The sequence below is a fragment of the Cupriavidus sp. MP-37 genome (assembly GCF_020618415.1).
Taxonomy (GTDB): domain Bacteria; phylum Pseudomonadota; class Gammaproteobacteria; order Burkholderiales; family Burkholderiaceae; genus Cupriavidus.
Genome location: NZ_CP085344.1, coordinates 2,622,954 through 2,639,044, shown reverse-complemented (window position 1 = coordinate 2,639,044; position 16,091 = coordinate 2,622,954). Strand labels below are relative to the sequence as shown.

16 protein-coding genes are annotated in these 16,091 nt (G+C 68.3%); 5 read left to right on the top strand and 11 right to left on the bottom strand.

Going from position 1 to position 16,091, the window contains the following annotated elements:
• Nucleotides 1–49: 49 nt before the first annotated feature.
• Nucleotides 50–1,255 carry a cupin domain-containing protein gene (locus LIN44_RS12165; RefSeq protein ID WP_227312294.1) on the bottom strand — a complete coding sequence of 402 codons (1,206 nt, stop codon included), beginning with the start codon at nt 1,253–1,255 and terminating at the stop codon, nt 50–52.
• A gap of 11 nt (nt 1,256–1,266) precedes the next feature.
• On the opposite strand from LIN44_RS12165, the gene LIN44_RS12160 reads away from it, so the two are divergent.
• Nucleotides 1,267–1,794 (top strand): peptidylprolyl isomerase, encoded by a 528-nt coding sequence (locus LIN44_RS12160; protein WP_025582242.1) that lies wholly within the window; start codon nt 1,267–1,269, stop codon nt 1,792–1,794.
• A 66-nt stretch (nt 1,795–1,860) separates the two neighbouring features.
• Here LIN44_RS12160 and LIN44_RS12155 read toward each other — a convergent pair whose 3' ends face one another.
• The 6 genes from LIN44_RS12155 to LIN44_RS12130 form a co-directional block, all read right to left on the bottom strand.
• On the bottom strand, nt 1,861–2,901 hold the full coding sequence (locus tag LIN44_RS12155) for a hypothetical protein (RefSeq protein WP_227312293.1): 1,041 nt from the start codon (nt 2,899–2,901) through the stop codon (nt 1,861–1,863).
• Nucleotides 2,898–5,597, bottom strand: coding sequence for a DNA mismatch repair protein MutS (gene mutS / locus LIN44_RS12150; RefSeq protein ID WP_227314392.1), 2,700 nt, complete (start codon nt 5,595–5,597; stop codon nt 2,898–2,900). The genes LIN44_RS12155 and mutS overlap by 4 nt, the downstream gene beginning before the upstream one ends.
• Nucleotides 5,598–5,813: 216 nt before the next feature.
• On the bottom strand, nt 5,814–6,248 hold the full coding sequence (locus LIN44_RS12145; RefSeq protein WP_227312292.1) for a universal stress protein: 435 nt from the start codon (nt 6,246–6,248) through the stop codon (nt 5,814–5,816).
• Nucleotides 6,249–6,283: 35 nt separating this feature from the next.
• Complete coding sequence (gene ppk2 / locus LIN44_RS12140) at nt 6,284–7,393, bottom strand: polyphosphate kinase 2 (RefSeq protein ID WP_227312291.1); 1,110 nt, start codon at nt 7,391–7,393, stop codon at nt 6,284–6,286.
• A gap of 13 nt (nt 7,394–7,406) precedes the next feature.
• A complete protein-coding gene (locus tag LIN44_RS12135; RefSeq protein ID WP_183283545.1) occupies nt 7,407–7,622 on the bottom strand; it encodes a YdcH family protein in 216 nt (71 codons plus the stop codon).
• Between the two features lie 217 nt (nt 7,623–7,839).
• The gene (locus LIN44_RS12130; protein ID WP_227312290.1) at nt 7,840–8,661 is read right to left on the bottom strand and encodes an inositol monophosphatase family protein; all 822 of its coding nucleotides are present in this window, start codon (nt 8,659–8,661) and stop codon (nt 7,840–7,842) included.
• A 213-nt stretch (nt 8,662–8,874) separates the two neighbouring features.
• On the opposite strand from LIN44_RS12130, the gene LIN44_RS12125 reads away from it, so the two are divergent.
• A complete protein-coding gene (locus LIN44_RS12125) occupies nt 8,875–9,693 on the top strand; it encodes an RNA methyltransferase (protein WP_370641567.1) in 819 nt (272 codons plus the stop codon).
• A gap of 301 nt (nt 9,694–9,994) precedes the next feature.
• Nucleotides 9,995–10,738, top strand: a complete 744-nt coding sequence (cysE, locus tag LIN44_RS12120; RefSeq protein ID WP_227314391.1) for a serine O-acetyltransferase — start codon at nt 9,995–9,997, stop codon at nt 10,736–10,738.
• Between the two features lie 35 nt (nt 10,739–10,773).
• Here the strand turns inward: cysE and LIN44_RS12115 are convergent, their stop codons facing one another.
• The 4 genes from LIN44_RS12115 to LIN44_RS12100 form a co-directional block, all read right to left on the bottom strand.
• Entirely contained in the window at nt 10,774–11,571 is a 798-nt protein-coding gene (locus tag LIN44_RS12115) for a UDP-2,3-diacylglucosamine diphosphatase (protein WP_227312288.1), read from the bottom strand.
• 66 nt (nt 11,572–11,637) lie between these two features.
• Nucleotides 11,638–12,138, bottom strand: a complete 501-nt coding sequence (locus tag LIN44_RS12110) for a peptidylprolyl isomerase (RefSeq protein ID WP_012352488.1) — start codon at nt 12,136–12,138, stop codon at nt 11,638–11,640.
• Nucleotides 12,139–12,160: 22 nt separating this feature from the next.
• On the bottom strand, nt 12,161–12,745 hold the full coding sequence (locus tag LIN44_RS12105) for a peptidylprolyl isomerase (protein WP_227312287.1): 585 nt from the start codon (nt 12,743–12,745) through the stop codon (nt 12,161–12,163).
• A gap of 71 nt (nt 12,746–12,816) precedes the next feature.
• Nucleotides 12,817–13,548 carry a tetratricopeptide repeat protein gene (locus LIN44_RS12100; RefSeq protein WP_227312286.1) on the bottom strand — a complete coding sequence of 244 codons (732 nt, stop codon included), beginning with the start codon at nt 13,546–13,548 and terminating at the stop codon, nt 12,817–12,819.
• A 257-nt stretch (nt 13,549–13,805) separates the two neighbouring features.
• Between LIN44_RS12100 and cysS the strand changes: the two genes are divergently transcribed.
• A complete protein-coding gene (gene cysS / locus LIN44_RS12095; protein WP_227312285.1) occupies nt 13,806–15,194 on the top strand; it encodes a cysteine--tRNA ligase in 1,389 nt (462 codons plus the stop codon).
• Complete coding sequence (locus LIN44_RS12090) at nt 15,191–16,054, top strand: DNA-3-methyladenine glycosylase (protein ID WP_227312284.1); 864 nt, start codon at nt 15,191–15,193, stop codon at nt 16,052–16,054. Before cysS ends, LIN44_RS12090 begins: the two co-directional genes overlap by 4 nt.
• Nucleotides 16,055–16,091 lie beyond the last annotated feature (37 nt).

The window sequence follows — 16,091 nt, the reverse complement described above, 5'->3', positions numbered from 1 at the left end:
CCCGGCTTGTGTAGCGCCGAAATTTGCTGATTCGCAATGTTACGCATTATTACAGCCGCGGCCCCAATTGCAACCATCCTTCCAGGGTCCAGTGATGGAAGGTTTCCATCAGATCGGGCAGATCGGCACAGGTCTCGACCTCCTGGGCACTAAGCTGCCGATTATCGGCCAACTTCTTCAGCCATGGCATCAATTCAGCCGGCGGCTCGTAGGCTTCTCCATTCAGGAAGAAATTGGCGCGGTCGTAAAGCGCAATCGACGCCGGCGCCAGCACCACCCCATGCCGGGACGCCAGTGTCGCATAACGGCGCAACGGCATGTCACCGATCTCTGCAAATTCAACGCCAGGTTTGGGTTCGGACAGATGGCTGCCGAGGAATTCCGACACCATCTGGCTGTTCCATTGCAGTGACTTGAGCCGTTCCGCCACCGCCTTGGCCATGCCCGCGGGCAATTGCGCGGGACGCGTCGCGGCGCGCTCGCCGGCATCGGCATAACGGCCGCCGAGCTCCTCGTTGTCTTCCACCGTTTCCGACAGCCACGCCAGGAAGTGCCCGGCCAATTCGCGATAGGCGGGCGCGCGGAAACCGATCGAGCAGGTCATGCATTCGCCTTCGGCAATACCATCGTGGGCATATTGCGGCGGCAGGTACAGCATGTCGCCCGGCTCCAGCACCCATTCCTGTTCGGCGCTGAAGTCGGCAAGAATCTTCAGCGGCATGTCGGGAATCAGGTCGAGGCTGGTCTGTGACGAAATGCGCCAGCGGCGCCGGCCCGAGACTTGCAGCAGGAACACGTCATACGAGTCGAAGTGCGGACCGACGCCGCCGCCGTCGGTGGCGTAGCTGATCATCACGTCGTCGAGGCGCGCGTCGGGCACGAAGCGGAAGCGGCCCATCAGTTCCGCCGCGGCGGCATCGTGCAGGTTGACGCCCTGCACCAGCAGGGTCCACTGGCGGGTCTTGACGCCGGGCAGGTTTTCGCGCGCAAATGGACCATGCGCGAGCTTCCAGCGGTTGCGGAAGTGCGTCACCAGGCGCGATTCGACCTCGTCGCGATCGGCGAGATCGAAAAGCGCATCGCGCGACACCGGCGGCACAATTCCCGGCACCGCCTGTCGAATGAGCAAGGGCTTGCGATGCCAGACATCCCGCATGAATGCAGCAGGCGTCATGCCACCAAGCAGGTCGAGCGGAGTGTCTGGATCGACGGGGCCAGGGGGCAGGGCCTGCGCGTATAATGCGGAATCGTTCATGGAGTCAAGAATTGAAAATCGCTAAGAACACGGTGGTGTCCGTGATGTACAAGCTATCGGACGCGCAAGGCAATCTGATCGAGGAGTCAGATGAAGCCATGGTCTATTTGCACGGCGGCTATGATGGCACGTTCCCCAAGATCGAGGAAGCGCTCGACGGCCATGACACCGGCTTCGAGACCCAGCTGCAGCTGGAGCCGGAAGACGCGTTCGGCGACTACGATGCCGACCTGGTGAAGGTCGAGCCGCGCAACCGCTTTCCCGAGCCGCTCGAAGTCGGCATGCAGTTCGAGGGCATGCCCGAGGACGGCGATGAAGAAGACTCCGTCATCTACACCGTGACCGACGTGGCCGAGGACAAGGTCGTGCTGGACGGCAACCATCCGCTGGCCGGCATGGCGCTGCGCTTCTGGCTGAAGGTTTCGGAAGTGCGCGAAGCCACCGCCGAGGAAGTCGAGCATGGCCACGCCCATGGCGCCTCGGGCGTTGAAGTGGTGGACGAAGACGAGGACGACGATACCCCCCGCACGCTGCACTAAGCTTTTGCTTGCAGTGCTGTCATCAGGAAGCCGGCCATTGCCGGCTTCTTTGCTTTGGCGCGCGCGTCAGTTCGGTGCCGGGGCATCCTTCAGCACCACCGCGAACGGCGACGCCGCGGCGGGCGTGATCACCAGCTCGGCCCATTGCGATATCGAGCTGGCCGGCAGCGACACGCGCGTGAAGTTCTGCAGCACCTTGCCGGCCGCGTCGCGCAGCGGCTTGTCGATGCCGAAGCCGCTGTCGGCGCCGCTGCCGGCGGCGTGCACCAGCAACACCTGGCCGTTGAAGCGCGCGCTCAGGTCGCGCAGCTGCCGCTTGAATTCCAGGTAGCCGTCGCGCGTGCGATGGCGCATGAAGCCGTCGAGCAGCGTGGGCCGTCCCTTCTTCTCCCAGCCGTTGGCGAAATGCGGATCGGCGTGGGCCACCACGACGATGCCGTTCAGGTCGCGCTGGCGCGCCACCGAGAACGCGCGCGCCAGCCACTGCCGGTTGGCTTCGCGCCGGTCCTCGAACTCGCTGTTGCGGCCGCCTTCGTCGCGGTAATGGTTGTTGTCGCCCGGCACGTTCAGGCCGACGATCAGCACGTCGCCGACACTGATGCGCATGTTCTCGCGGAAGCTGCGGAACAGCGCCTGGTCCGATTGCCGCACCAGCGGCCGTGTCTGCCGTCCGAGCGTGGCGTCTTCCGGAAAGAAGAGTTCGCGCAGCCGGCTCAGCCGCTCGACCGGGTCGAAGCTGCCGTTGACCGGCAGCCGGCATTCGGACCAGTCGGTTTCGCCCGGCACATAGATCAGCGGCAGCGGCGACTGGTTCAGCAGCTGCTGGCGGCTGCCGAGCACGGCGTCGCTGCACGATTCCGTATCGCCCTTGATGCCGCCGGCATGGATCACCAGGTTCAGCTTGCGCTCGGCGAAGTGGTCGAGCAGCGTCGCCAGATTGGCCTCCGCGGCGGGCCATTGCGGCAGGTCGGCGATCAGCGCGACGCGCACTACCTGGGGCTTGGCCGGTGCCCGCGCGGCCAGCGCGTGCGGCGCGGCAGCCGCGATCGCGGCCAGGCCCAGCCATGGCAGCAGCAGCGTCGACAGGGACCGGCGCAGCGCCTTCATGCCCTATCGACCGCCTCGCCCGCCAGCGCCTTGAGCCGGTACAGCGCCTCCAGCGCCGCGCGCGGCGTCAGGGTGTCCGGATCGAGGTCGGCCAGCGCGTCGATCACGGCCACCTGCTCCGGCGCCAGCGCGGCGGGGAGGGCGGCCGCGGCCGTGCCACCATCGCCATCGTCCCAGTCCTCGTCGCCGTCAGGCGTCGGCGGCGCGGCGAACAGGTCGAGCTGCGGCGTGGGCGTGGCGTCGGCGGATTGCTGCTCCAGCCAGGCCAGGTGCTTGCGCGCGGCGCGGATCACCGGCTGCGGCACGCCGGCCAGCTGCGCGACCTGCAGGCCGTAGCTCTGGCTGGCCGGGCCGTCCTGCACCGCGTGCAGGAACACGATGCCGTCGCCATGCTCGACCGCCGACAGGTGCACGTTGGCCGCCTGCGGGAACTCCTGCGGCAGCTGGGTCAGTTCGAAGTAATGCGTGGCGAACAGCGTATGGCTGCGGTTGTGCGACAGCAGGTGGCGCGCGATCGCCCACGCCAGCGCCAGGCCGTCGAAGGTCGAGGTGCCGCGGCCGATCTCGTCCATCAGCACCAGCGATGCCGGGGTGGCGTGGTGCAGGATGCCGGCGGCCTCGGTCATTTCGACCATGAAGGTCGAGCGTCCGCCGGCGAGGTCATCGGCGGCGCCGATGCGCGTGAAGATGCGGTCGATCGGCCCGATCACCGCCCGCCGCGCCGGCACATAGGCGCCGACGCAGGCCAGCAGCACGATCAGCGCGGTCTGGCGCATGAAGGTCGACTTGCCGCCCATGTTCGGGCCGGTGATCAGCAACAGCTTGCGCGCCTCGTTGAGCTGGCAGTCGTTGGCGATGAACGCCACCGACTCCGCCGCGAGCTGGCCCTCGACCACCGGATGCCGGCCCTGCACGATGTCGACCACGTTCTCGGCGACGCGCTCCGGTGCCGACCAGTCCAGCGTCTGCGCGCGCTCGGCCAGTGCCGCCAGCACGTCCAGCCGCGCCAGCGCGCCAGCCACGCGCTGCAGCTCGCCGATATGCGGCAGCAGTGCCTGCAGCAGACCCTCGTAGAGCTGCTTCTCGCGCGCCAGCGCGCGGTCCTGCGCCGACAGCGCCTTGTCCTCGAAGGCCTTCAGCTCGGGCGTGATGTAGCGCTCGGCGTTCTTCAGGGTCTGGCGGCGGCGGTAGTCGTCGGGCACCTTGTCGGCCTGGCCGTTGGTGACCTCGATATAGAAGCCGTGCACGCGGTTGAATTCGACGCGCAGGTTGGCAATGCCGGTGCGCGCGCGCTCGCGCGCTTCCAGGTCGATCAGGTACTGGCCGCAGTTCTCGGAGATATCGCGCAGCTCGTCAAGCTCGGCATCGAAGCCGCGGGCGATCACGCCGCCGTCGCGCACCACGGTGGCCGGCTCTTCGGCCACGGCGCGCACCAGCAGGTCCAGGCAATCCTGCGGCACGGCCAGGTCCTGCAGGGTCTGCGCCAGCAGCAGGCTGCCCTGGTCGTCGCGCAGGCAGGATTGCACTTCCGGCAGCGCGCGCAGCGTATCGCGCAGCGACGACAGGTCGCGCGGGCGCGCGTTGAGCAGCGCCAGCCGCGAGGTGATGCGCTCGACGTCTGCCAGCCGGCGCAGCGCCGCGCGCAGCGCGTCGGTGCCCTGGTCGATCAGCACGCCGATGGCCTGCTGGCGCGCCTGCGGCACCGCCGGGTCGCGCAGCGGGTGGTGCAGCCAGTGGCGCAGCGCGCGGCTGCCCATGGCGGTGCAGCAGGTGTCGAGCAGCGAAAACAGCGTCGGCGACTCGCCGCCGCGCAGCGTTTCGGTCAGTTCCAGGTTGCGCCGCGTGGCGGAATCCAGTCCGACATATTCCGATTCGCGCTCCACCTTGACGCCCTGCACATGGCGCAGCGACTGGCCTTGCGTGGTGGCGGCGTAGTTCAGCAGCGCGCCGGCCGCGCCGAGCGCGGCGCCGAGCCCGGCACAGCCGAACGGGTCCAGGCTGGCCACGCCCAGTTGCTCGCGCAGCCGGCGCGTGCCGGCGTCCTGGTCGAAATGCCATTCCGGCAGGCGCGTGCGTGCGCACGCCAGCGCGGGCAGTTCGATGCCATCGGCATACAGCAGCTCGGCCGGGCGGATACGCTCCAGCTCGCGGCCGAGCAACGCCGCTTCGCATTCCATCAGGCGCAGTTCGCCGCTGGCCAGGTTCAGCCACGCCAGCCCGGTCTTGCTGACGCCGCGGCGCGTGGTCTGCTGGTGCACCGCCATCAGGAAGGTATCGGCCTTGTCAGGCAGCAGCGCGGCGTCGGTGAGCGTGCCGGGGGTGACGATGCGCACCACCTTGCGCTCCACCGGCCCCTTGCTGGTGGCGGGGTCGCCGATCTGCTCGCAGATCGCCACCGACTCGCCCAGCTTGACCAGCCGCGCCAGGTACTGGTCCGCCGAATGGAAGGGGATGCCGGCCATGCGGATCGGCACGCCATTCGACGAGCCGCGCGCGGTGAGCGTGATGTCGAGCAGGCGCGCGGCCTTCTCGGCATCGTCATGAAAGAGTTCGTAGAAGTCACCCATGCGGTAGAACAGCAGGGTGTCGGGGTGGTCCGCCTTGATGCGCAAATACTGTTGCATCATGGGCGTGTGGCGGCTGCCTGCGGCGTCTGCCTGTGCCTGTTCAGGGTCGGTTTTCTTCTGCAATCCCATTGCCATTTAGCCTGTCTGGCGGTGGGCCTGCGTCGTGCCGCCCGATCCGCGCCGAGCGCACCTTGCGTGCCGAAGAAAAGCGCCGCCGCGGGGGCGGGCCGGGCGCTGGTCCGGCGGCCTGTGGCCGCGGCACGAAGGGGCGTTTTCGAATATGGGCGATATGGTACAGCACGGTGCTGCCGCCGAAGGGCCGCAGACCGCTGCGCCGGCCCCGGATCAGCGGAACACCAGCACCGGAATGTCGCTATGGGTCAGCACCTTCTGCGTTTCGCTGCCCAGCAGCAGCCCGCTGAGGCCGCGGCGGCCATGCGAGGCCATGAAGATGACATCGCAGCCCAGATCCCGGGCGGCATGGATGATGCCCTGGTACGGCGCCGAAGCGCTGGAGACATGGCCGGTACACGGCACGCCGGCCAGCGCGGCCGCGGACTCGACCCTGGTGAGCTCCCGGCGCGCCTCGGCTTCGACGCGCTGCTGGAAGGCGTCGCGCTTTTCGTGCGAGCTGTCGCTGGACAGCACATAGGGATAGCTCTCCACGCACATGTACGGCGTGAGCCGTGCCGCCGAGGTGCGGGCGAACTGGATCGCGGCGGAGACGGCCCGGTGCGAAAGCTCCGAGCCGTCGATGGGGAGCAGGATGTGCTTGAACATGAGGTCCTTGTTCGGTGGGGTGAGGCGAATGGCGCTCAGTTGGCCAGTGCGCGCCCGACGATCAGCGGATCCGGTTGGCCGATGGCGGTGGTGTCGCGGTTGGCATAGGGAAAGCGCGACAGGATGTAGCGCAGTGCATTGAGCCGCGCGCGCTTCTTGCAATCGGAGCGGATCACCGTCCAGGGCGCATCGGCGGTATCGGTGTGCGCGAACATCGCTTCCTTGGCGCGGGTGTAGTCGTCCCATTTGTCGAGCGAGGCGACGTCGACCGGGCTGAGCTTCCATTGCTTGAGCGGATGGATCTCGCGCTCGCGGAAGCGCCGGCGCTGCTCCTTCTGGCTGACCGAGAACCAGAACTTGAACAGGTGGATGCCGCTGCGCACCAGGTGCCGCTCGAAATCGGGGGCCTGCTGCAGGAAGTCTTGGTATTCCCGCGTCGAACAGAAGCCCATCACGTGCTCGACGCCGGCGCGGTTGTACCAGGAACGGTCGAACAGCACGATCTCTCCGGCAGACGGCAGGTGCTGCACGTAGCGCTGGAAGTACCATTGGCCGCGTTCGGCTTCGGTGGGCTTTTCCAGTGCCACCACGCGCGCGCCGCGCGGGTTCATGTGTTCCATGAAGCGTTTGATGGTGCCGCCCTTGCCGGCGGCGTCGCGGCCTTCGAACAGGATCACCACGCGCTCGCCGGTCTCGCGCACCCAGGCCTGGAACTTGAGCAGTTCCACTTGCAGGCGGTACTTCTGCTTTTCATAGTTGCGCCGCGACATCAGGTTCTGGTACGGGTACGCGCCTTCGCGCCAGCCGGCGGAGAGCTCATCGTCCGGATGGCGCTGGCGGCCGGCCTGCCAGGCGGCCGGATCGCCCTCGAGGATCAGGCTGCGCAGTTGCGCGGCCTCGTCCGGCGCCAGGCCGTCGAGCAGCGTGCGGATCGCGCCAAGCATGCCGGTGCCGTCGCCGGCCCGGCTGGCCAGGATGTCCTGCATGCTGCTTGCCGCCAGTTGCAGCGCGGCGTCGACGGCGCTGTCGACTTCATTGCGCTGCGCCGACAGCGCCGAACGGGTGGGCAGCACATCGCCCCTGGCCGTGGGGCGGGGTCGCGTTGAGGTGGGGATATGGGTGGGGAGGGTGTCGCGGTCGGACATCTGCGCGCCTCCGTCAGGCGGTGGCGCGGCGCAGGATCTGGTAAAGCTGGTCCTTGAGCAGCAGCTTCTCTTTTTTCAGCCGCTCGATCTCGAAGGTGGACGCCGGCACCAGGCCGGCTTCCATGTTGTGGATTTCCTGGTCGAGCGAATTGTGGCGGTGGAACAGCCGCGCAAAGCGGGCGTCCTGGGTCTTCAGGGCGGTGATCTGGTCGCGGTACTCGGGAAACATGCTGGCTCTCCTGTGGCTGGATCCGCGCACACATGGCGTGGCGCATGGATTCATTCTGGTGAGCGCAGCGCGGCGCGGCCTTGACCAGGATCATGGCTCGCCGGGGAATGAGATGAGGCCGCAATGCGCGACGCACTGGCGTGCGGCCCCGGAAAAACAAAAGCCCGCCGGGTTGCGGCGGGCATTCGTGCGCGGCCGGTCAGGCCAGCTGCCGGCGTCAGGCGGCGCCGGGCTTGGCGTTGTCCAGCGAGTACGGCGACAGCAGGCGCACCATCTGGGCGAAGGCCTTGGGGTTGCCGGCCAGCACTTCGCCTTGTTCCATCTGGCGCGGCTCGCCGGCGTAGTTGCCGACCAGCCCGCCCGACTCGGTGATCAGCAGCATGCCGGCGGCCATGTCCCACGGCTGCAGGCCGCGCTCGAAGAAGCCGTCGAGGCGGCCGCAGGCGACGTAGGCCAGGTCCAGCGCGGCGGCGCCCGGGCGGCGCAGGCCCGCGCAGCTGCGCGTCATCAGCGAGAAAATCTCCAGGTACTCGTCGACGCCCTCCAGGTCGCGGAACGGGAAGCCGGTGCCGATCAGGCAGTCGGCCAGCTTGTCGCGGCGGGTGACGCGGATGCGGCGGTTGTTGAGGAAGGCGCCGGCGCCCTTGGTGGCGGTGAACAGTTCGTCGCGGGTCGGGTCGTAGACCACCGCTTGCACCGGCGTGCCGCGGTGCAGCTGGGCGATCGAGACTGCGTATTGCGGGAAGCCGTGGATGAAGTTGGTGGTGCCGTCGAGCGGGTCGATGACCCAGGTGTATTCGTGGCTGGCTTCGTCTTCGGCCCAGGACTGGCCGGACTCTTCCGCTAGAATGCCGTGTTCCGGGTAGGCCGTGCGCAGGACCTCGATGATCGCGGCTTCGGCGGCGCGGTCCACCTCGGTAACGAAATCGTTGTGTTGCTTGCGCGAGACGCGCACCAGATCGACGTCGAGCGACGCGCGGTTGATGATGGATCCCGCCTTGCGGGCCGCCTTGATGGCGATATTGAGCATCGGATGCATGAATCTCTCCAGGCCGGCCACGACCGCGCGGCGGGGCGCCAAAGCGCCGCACGCCCGCTCATGGGCAGCTGACAACACAACGGATTGTAGAAGAACGTGGGGCGTCGCCGAGGCTGAGTGGTCTGGCTGCAAGACGCTTCGCAAATGTGTCGCGAACGTCTCGCGGGCATGCATAAACCTGGCGCCGCGCCAAAGAAGAACCCCGAATTGTATATGAACCCGGCAATTGATACGAGCCAGCCCGCCACCCCCACCTCAGGCGGGGATGCCTTCGGCCGCGTGCGCTTCGTGCTGGTGGAGACCAGCCATCCCGGCAACGTGGGCTCGGTGGCGCGGGCCATCAAGACCATGGGCTTCGGCAGCCTGGTGCTGGTCTCGCCGCGCGAGCCGGAGGTGCTGCGGCATCCGGATGCCGTGGCCATGGCCAGCGGCGCCGACGACGTGCTGGCCGCCGCCGTGATCGTCGACCAGGTCGACGCGGCCCTGGCCGGAGCCGCGCTGACCGTGGCCATGACCGCGCGCCAGCGCGAGTTCGGCCCGCCCCGGCTGCTGCCGCGCGCCGCCGCCGCGCGTGCGCGCCAGACGCTGTGCGGCAGCGGCGACGTGGCGTTCGTGTTCGGCAACGAGCGCTATGGCCTGCCCAACGAGGTGGTGGAGCGCTGCAACGCCCTGACCCATATCCCCGCCAATCCCGCCTATGCCTCGCTGAACCTGGCGCAGGCCGTGCAGTTGATCGCCTATGAGATGCGGCTGACGCTGCTGGAGGCGGCCCCGGACGCGGGCGCCAATATCGGCTATGCTGGCGAGCCGGCCACGGCCGAACAGGTCGAGGCCATGTTCGGGCATCTTCAGACCGGGCTGGAGGCGATCGGTTTTCTCGATCCGTCCAATCCGCGCAAGCTGATGACCCGGCTGCGCCGGCTGCTGGCACGCAGCGGCCTGGAGCGCGAGGAAGTGAACATCCTGCGCGGCATCGCCAAGCACATGCTGATTGCCGCGCGGAAACAGCCTGGTCCGCCAGCGGACCGGTGACAGGAGCAAAGGACTGTGGCAGCAACCCGTACAGATGCGATGTGGGACCAGGCCGGCGCATGCCGATGCGGCGCGACCGGGCGTCCTGCCGCCGCGGGTTGGCGCATGCCCGGCCGATGTTGATCGCAGCATCGTAGCAATGTCCCTGGCGGATCAGGGGCCAAATGCCGGCGCCGCAAGGTGGGCCGGCAAATCCCTTACACTCCTGATCCTCTTCACCGGCACCGACCGCGCCGGCGACCCTGCCCCGGGCCTGGCCCGCGTGGCGCGGCGCACGGCGCGGCACCACGACACGACCAAGATGTTCTCTCGCCTGAAGGAAGATATCGACACCATCATGCTGCGCGATCCTGCCGCGCGCAGCCGCCTGGAAGTCCTGACCTGCTATCCCGGCCTGCACGCGGTGGTGCTGCACCGGCTGGCGCACGCCTGCTGGCGCGCGGGCTTTCACTGGCTGGGCCGCTGGATTTCGCACTGGTCGCGCTTTTTTACCGGCATCGAGATCCATCCGGCGGCGACGCTGGGGCGGCGCGTGTTCATCGACCACGGCATGGGCGTGGTCATCGGCGAGACCGCGCAGATCGGCGACGATTGCACCATCTACCAGGGCGTGACGCTGGGCGGCACGTCGCTGTACAAGGGCCAGAAGCGGCATCCGACGCTCGGTGTCGGCGTGGTGGTCAGCGCGGGCGCCAAGGTGCTGGGCGGATTCGAGGTGGGCGACGGCGCGCGCGTGGGCTCCAACGCAGTGGTGCTCAAGCCGGTGCCGCCGGGCGCGACCGCGGTCGGCATTCCCGCCCGCATCATCCTGCCCGATGCGCCCACGGTGCAGCAGGGCGCCAGACAGGAGTTCTCCGCCTATGGCATCACGCCCAATGCGGACGACCCGGTATCGCTGGCGCTCAAGAGCCTGATCGACAATGCCGCGGTCCAGCATGACCGCATCGAGGCCGTGCTGGCTGCGCTCGACCGGCTTGGCGAACACCTGGAAAACACGCCGAACGATCCGTTCGATGCCAGCGAGCTGCGCAAGCTGATGAAGTAACGGCGCGCGGGAACGGGCGAACGGGCCGGCGCCGCTCAGTCCGTCTGCGGCAGCAGCCGGAAGCCGTCGCGGTCCAGCTGCAGCACCGCGGCGCGCGGATGCGCGCCATCGAGGTCCCAGTCGGTCAGCACCCAGCGCACGCCCGCGGCGTCTTCATGGCGGGCAGGGCGGTGGGTGTGGCCATGGACCAGCAGCGACGCGCCGGCGGCACCGAGCAACTCGGCCGCCGCGGCGGGCGCCACGTCGCCATAGACCACCGGTACTGCGGCACCTGCCTGGCGTTGCCTGGCGCGGTTGCCTTCGCTGTCGGCGCGCAGCTTGCGCGCCACCGCCAGGCGCGCGCGCAGCGGCAGCGCCAGGAACACGCGCTGCACCCAGCGCTTGCGGGTCCAGCGGCGAAAGCGGTTGTAGCGTTCGTCGTCGATGCACAGCATGTCGCCGTGGCTCAGCACCACGCGCTGGCCGGCGCAGTGGATCACGGTGGGGTCGGCCAGCAGCTTGGCGCCGGCGGCGCCGGCAAAGCGCCGGCCCAGCAGGAAGTCGCGGTTGCCGTGCATCAGGTACACCGCCACGCCGCGCGCGGCAAGCGCGCGCAGCGCCAGCGTCACGCGTTGCGCGAACGGCGCCTCGGTTTCTTCGTCGCCGACCCAGAATTCAAAGAAGTCGCCCAAGATAAACAGCGTGCGCGCCTGCGCGGCGGCGCGCTCGAGCGTGCGCTCGAAGGCCGCCAGCGTGCGGGGCATGCCGGGCGTGAGATGCAGGTCTGAAATGAACCACGCCGGCGCCTGTACCTCGAGGGGACCGGCCACCGGCGTGTGGGAGATTGCGGTCATGCGTGGTGTCGGGAGAAAAAGGCCGGCACGCGGGCGCGCACGGCACCGCAATCGGCGGGCATGGGCTTACTCGACGACGACGGCCTTCTCGATCACCACGTCTTCGAGCGGCACGTCCTGGTGGAAGCCCGAGCTGCCGGTGCGCACGCCCTTGATCTGCTCGACCACGTCGGTGCCGTCGACCACCTTGCCGAACACGGCATAGCCGAAGCCCTGCGGGGTGGGCGACGAGAAGTTGAGGAAGTCGTTGTCGACCACGTTGATGAAGAACTGCGCGGTGGCCGAGTGCGGCGCATTGGTGCGCGCCATCGCCACGGTGTAGCGGTCGTTCTTCAGGCCGTTGCCGGCTTCGTTCTCGATCGGGGCGTCGGTGTCCTTCTGCTTCATGCCGGGCTCGAAGCCGCCGCCCTGGATCATGAAGTTCTTGATCACGCGGTGGAAGATGGTGTTGTCGTAGTGGCCCTTGCGGACATACGACAGGAAGTTCTCAACCGTTTTCGGGGCCTTCTCGGCGTCGAGTTCCAGGGTGATCACACCCTTGTTGGTCTGCAGCTGTACCTTGGACATGGCGGTTTCCTCTGTTCGGTAATTATTTGACGACGGTGGCCGACTCGATCACGATCGGCGCGGCCGGCACATTGCGCATCGGGCCGTAGGCGGTGGTCGGCACGGCCTTGATCTTGTCGATCGTGTCCATGCCTTCCACCACCTTGCCGAAGACGGCATAGCCATTGCCGTCCGGCTGCGGGTAGTCGAGATTCGGATTATCCACCACATTGACGAAGAACTGCGCGGTGGCCGAATCCGGGTTGCTGGTGCGCGCCATGGCAACCGTGCCGGCCTTGTTCTTCAGGCCGTTGCGGGCTTCCAGCGGGATCGGCGCGCGCGTCGGCTTTTCCTTCATGTCGCGGTCGAAGCCGCCGCCCTGCACCATGAAGCCGTTGATCACGCGGTGGAAGATGGTGCCACTGTAGAAGCCGCTCTTCACATATTCCAGGAAGTTCGCAACGGTCTTGGGCGCGGCCTCGGGATAGAGCTCGACCGTGAACTTGCCGGCGCTGGTGACGAACTGGACGCGCTCGGCGGCCTTCTGCTGGGCCAGCGCGCTGAACGAGGACAGCGCCAGGGCGCCGGCGGCAAGGCCGGCCAGGAGGATGCGACGGGAACGGATCATGAAGGGAACTCCGGTAAGTCGGGATGGACACGGCCCGGCGCACAGTGCCAGGCCATTGCGGATGGATGCTGTCAGTTCGCGGCGGGGGCGCTGGCAGGAGACTGGCGCCCGGCCGGCGCGGCCTTGCGGCCCGTGGCCGCGGGTGCCGGCTTGGGCGGCGCTGCCACGGCGGACGCCGGGGCCAGCTGGCGCAGGCCGGCACTGGCGCGGGCATCGCCGGGATTGCGGCGCAGCGCTTCGGTGTAGGCCTGCTCGGCCAGGCGGCGGTAGACGTCGCCCAGGTTGGTGTAGCCGACCGCAAACGCCGGCTTGACCTCGGTGGCCAGCAGCAGTTCGGCCTCGGCGCGCTTCAGGTCGCCGCGCTTGGCATAGAGCAGCGCCAGGTTGTTGTGCGGCTCGGGCAGCTCGGGAAAGTCCTGCGCCATCTCGCTGAAGGCCTGGATCGCTTCGTCCTCGCGGCCCGACTGGGCCAGCGCCCAGGCGCGCTGGAAGCGGGCCTGCGCATTGCGCGGATTGGCGGCGAGCACGCGGTCGAAGCCCTTGATGGCGTCCTCGTAGCGGCGTGCGTTGGCGGCTTGCTGGGCCTCGCCCATGCCCGGGTCGGTCGACTGGATGCCGCCGACCGGCGAGGTCGGCACGGCCAGCGACAGCGGTCCGTTCTGCGCGGACGCGGGACCCGCCAGCGCCGCGGCCAGGGCCAGCAGCGGCAGGACGGCGCGCGCTGCGCGCCGGCACGCGCGCGCAGCGGGGACGGCGGAAACGGCAGAAACGGCGGAAAGCGGGGAGGGCAGCGGCAGGCTCATTGAGGACGGGTCCGTTATACTCCGCGGCATTCTAGCAAAGCGGCAAGGGCGGCACGAAAGCGATGCCGCGGCAGCCCCGGTGCGCGGCCGCAAGCCGCTCATGCCGCTCATGCCGCGTGCCCGACTCGCGCACCGCCTTCCGGTAAGATATGGGGCGCGACGGCATTGCGCCAGTGGCGGCGTTCGCGCCGGCGGCCGCGGCCCGCGCTGCCTGCCGTGTGGAACCGGCAGTCTCCTCTCACCACTCACTTCGTTTCATGCAGCCTTTGAACATCTACAACACGCTCGCGCGTGAGAAGCAGCCATTCGTGCCAATCGAACCCGGCAAGGTCCGCATGTATGTGTGCGGCATGACCGTGTACGACTACTGCCACGTCGGCCACGCGCGCGTGATGGTGGTGTTCGACATGGTGCACCGGTGGCTGCGCGCGGCCGGCTACGAGGTGACGTATGTGCAGAACATCACCGACATCGACGACAAGATCATCCGCCGCGCCGTCGAGAACGGCGAGACCATCGGCGAGCTGACCACGCGCTTCATCCAGTACATGCATGAGGATGCGGCGGCGCTGGGCGTGATCCGTCCCGACCACGAGCCGCGCGCCACCGACTACGTGCCGCACATGCTCGACATGATCGGCAAGCTCGAGGCCAAGGGCCTGGCCTACCAGGCCAGCGACGGCGACGTGAATTACTCGGTGCGCAAGTTCGACGGCTACGGCAAGCTGTCGGGCAAGTCGCTGGAAGACCTGCGCGCCGGCGAGCGTGTCAGCGCCAATGATGCCAAGCAGGATCCGCTCGACTTCGTGCTGTGGAAGTCCGCCAAGGCCAGCGAGCCGCCCGAGAGCAAGTGGGACTCCAAATGGGGCGCGGGCCGCCCGGGCTGGCACATTGAATGCTCTGCGATGAGCTGCGCGCTGCTGGGCGAGCATTTCGACATCCATGGCGGCGGGGCGGATCTGCAGTTCCCGCACCACGAGAACGAGATCGCGCAGTCCGAAGGGGCCAGCGGCAAGCCCTTCGTCAACCTGTGGATGCACAACGGCTTCGTGCGCATCAACGACGAGAAAATGTCCAAGTCGCTTGGCAATTTTTTCACCATCCGCGAAGTGCTGAAGGCGTACGACGCCGAGGTCGTGCGCTTCTTCATCCTGCGCGCGCACTACCGCAGCCCGCTCAATTACAGCGACGCGCACCTGGACGATGCGCGCCATGCCCTGACGCGCCTGTACACCGCGCTCAAGGACAGCCAGCCGGGCGGCTGCGCGGTGGACTGGGACGAGCCCCACGCCAAGCGCTTTGCCGAGGCCATGGGCGACGACTTCAACACGCCGATCGCGATGTCGGTGCTGTTCGACCTGGCCAGCGAGATCAACCGCACCGGCTCGACCGCGGCCGCGCGCCAGCTCAAGGGGCTGGCCGGCACGCTGGGCCTGCTCGAGCGTGATCCGCATACCTTCCTGCAGGGCGGCAAGGCCGACCACGGCCCGACGCCCGACGAGATCGAGAAGCAGATCGCGGCGCGCAAGACCGCCAAGGCGGCGCGCAACTTTGCCGAGGCGGACCGCATCCGCGCCGAGTTGCTGGCAGCGGGCATCGTGCTGGAAGACAAGCCGGGCGGTGCCACCGAGTGGAGGCGTGCTTGAACGCTGCCGCGCGCAAGCCCGCCGCCGCCACGCCGCCCGCCAGCGCGGGTCGGGCGAAGGCGGCCGGCCCGCGTCCGGGCAAGGCCGGCGCCAGGGAGGCGCCGCTGCCGGACGGCAAGGACACCGGCAAGGACACCGGCAAGGACACATCGCGGCCCGCGGCAAAGACCGCGCGCAACGCCAGGACCGTGCTGCCCGAGGCGCAAGCGGTGCCGCTGCCGGTCGAGACCGTGGTCGACGCGGTGCGCCCCGCCTACTGGGACGAGGCGTGCGCTGACCTGATGAAGCGCGACCGCATCCTGCGCAAGATGATCCCGACCTACGGGCCCGCGCACCTGGTGTCGCGCGGCGACCCGTTCGTCACGCTGGCGCGCGCGGTGGTGGGCCAGCAGATCTCGGTCAAGGCGGCGCAGTCGGTATGGGAGCGCCTGCACGCGGTCTGTCCGCGGCTGGCACCGGCGCAGTTCCTGCGCGCCGGCACCGAGAAGCTGGCCGGGTGCGGCGTGTCCAAGCGCAAGGCGGAATACCTGATCGACCTGGCCGGGCACTTCAAGGCGGGCACCGTGCACGTCGCGCAGTGGGCGCAGATGGATGACGAGGCCGTCATCGCCGAGCTGACGCAGATCCGCGGCATCGGGCGCTGGACCGCCGAGATGTTCCTGATGTTCAACCTGATGCGGCCCAACGTGCTGCCGCTCGACGATGTCGGGCTGATCAACGCCATCTCCGCCAATTACTTCAGCGGCGAACCGGTCACGCGCAGCGAGGCGCGCGAGGTGGCGGCCAACTGGGAGCCTTGGCGCACCGTGGCCACGTGGTATATGTGGCGCAGCCTCGACCCGTTGCCTGTGACGTATTGAGCATCGCAACAACAAACTAACCCCCGGGTGCATTGCG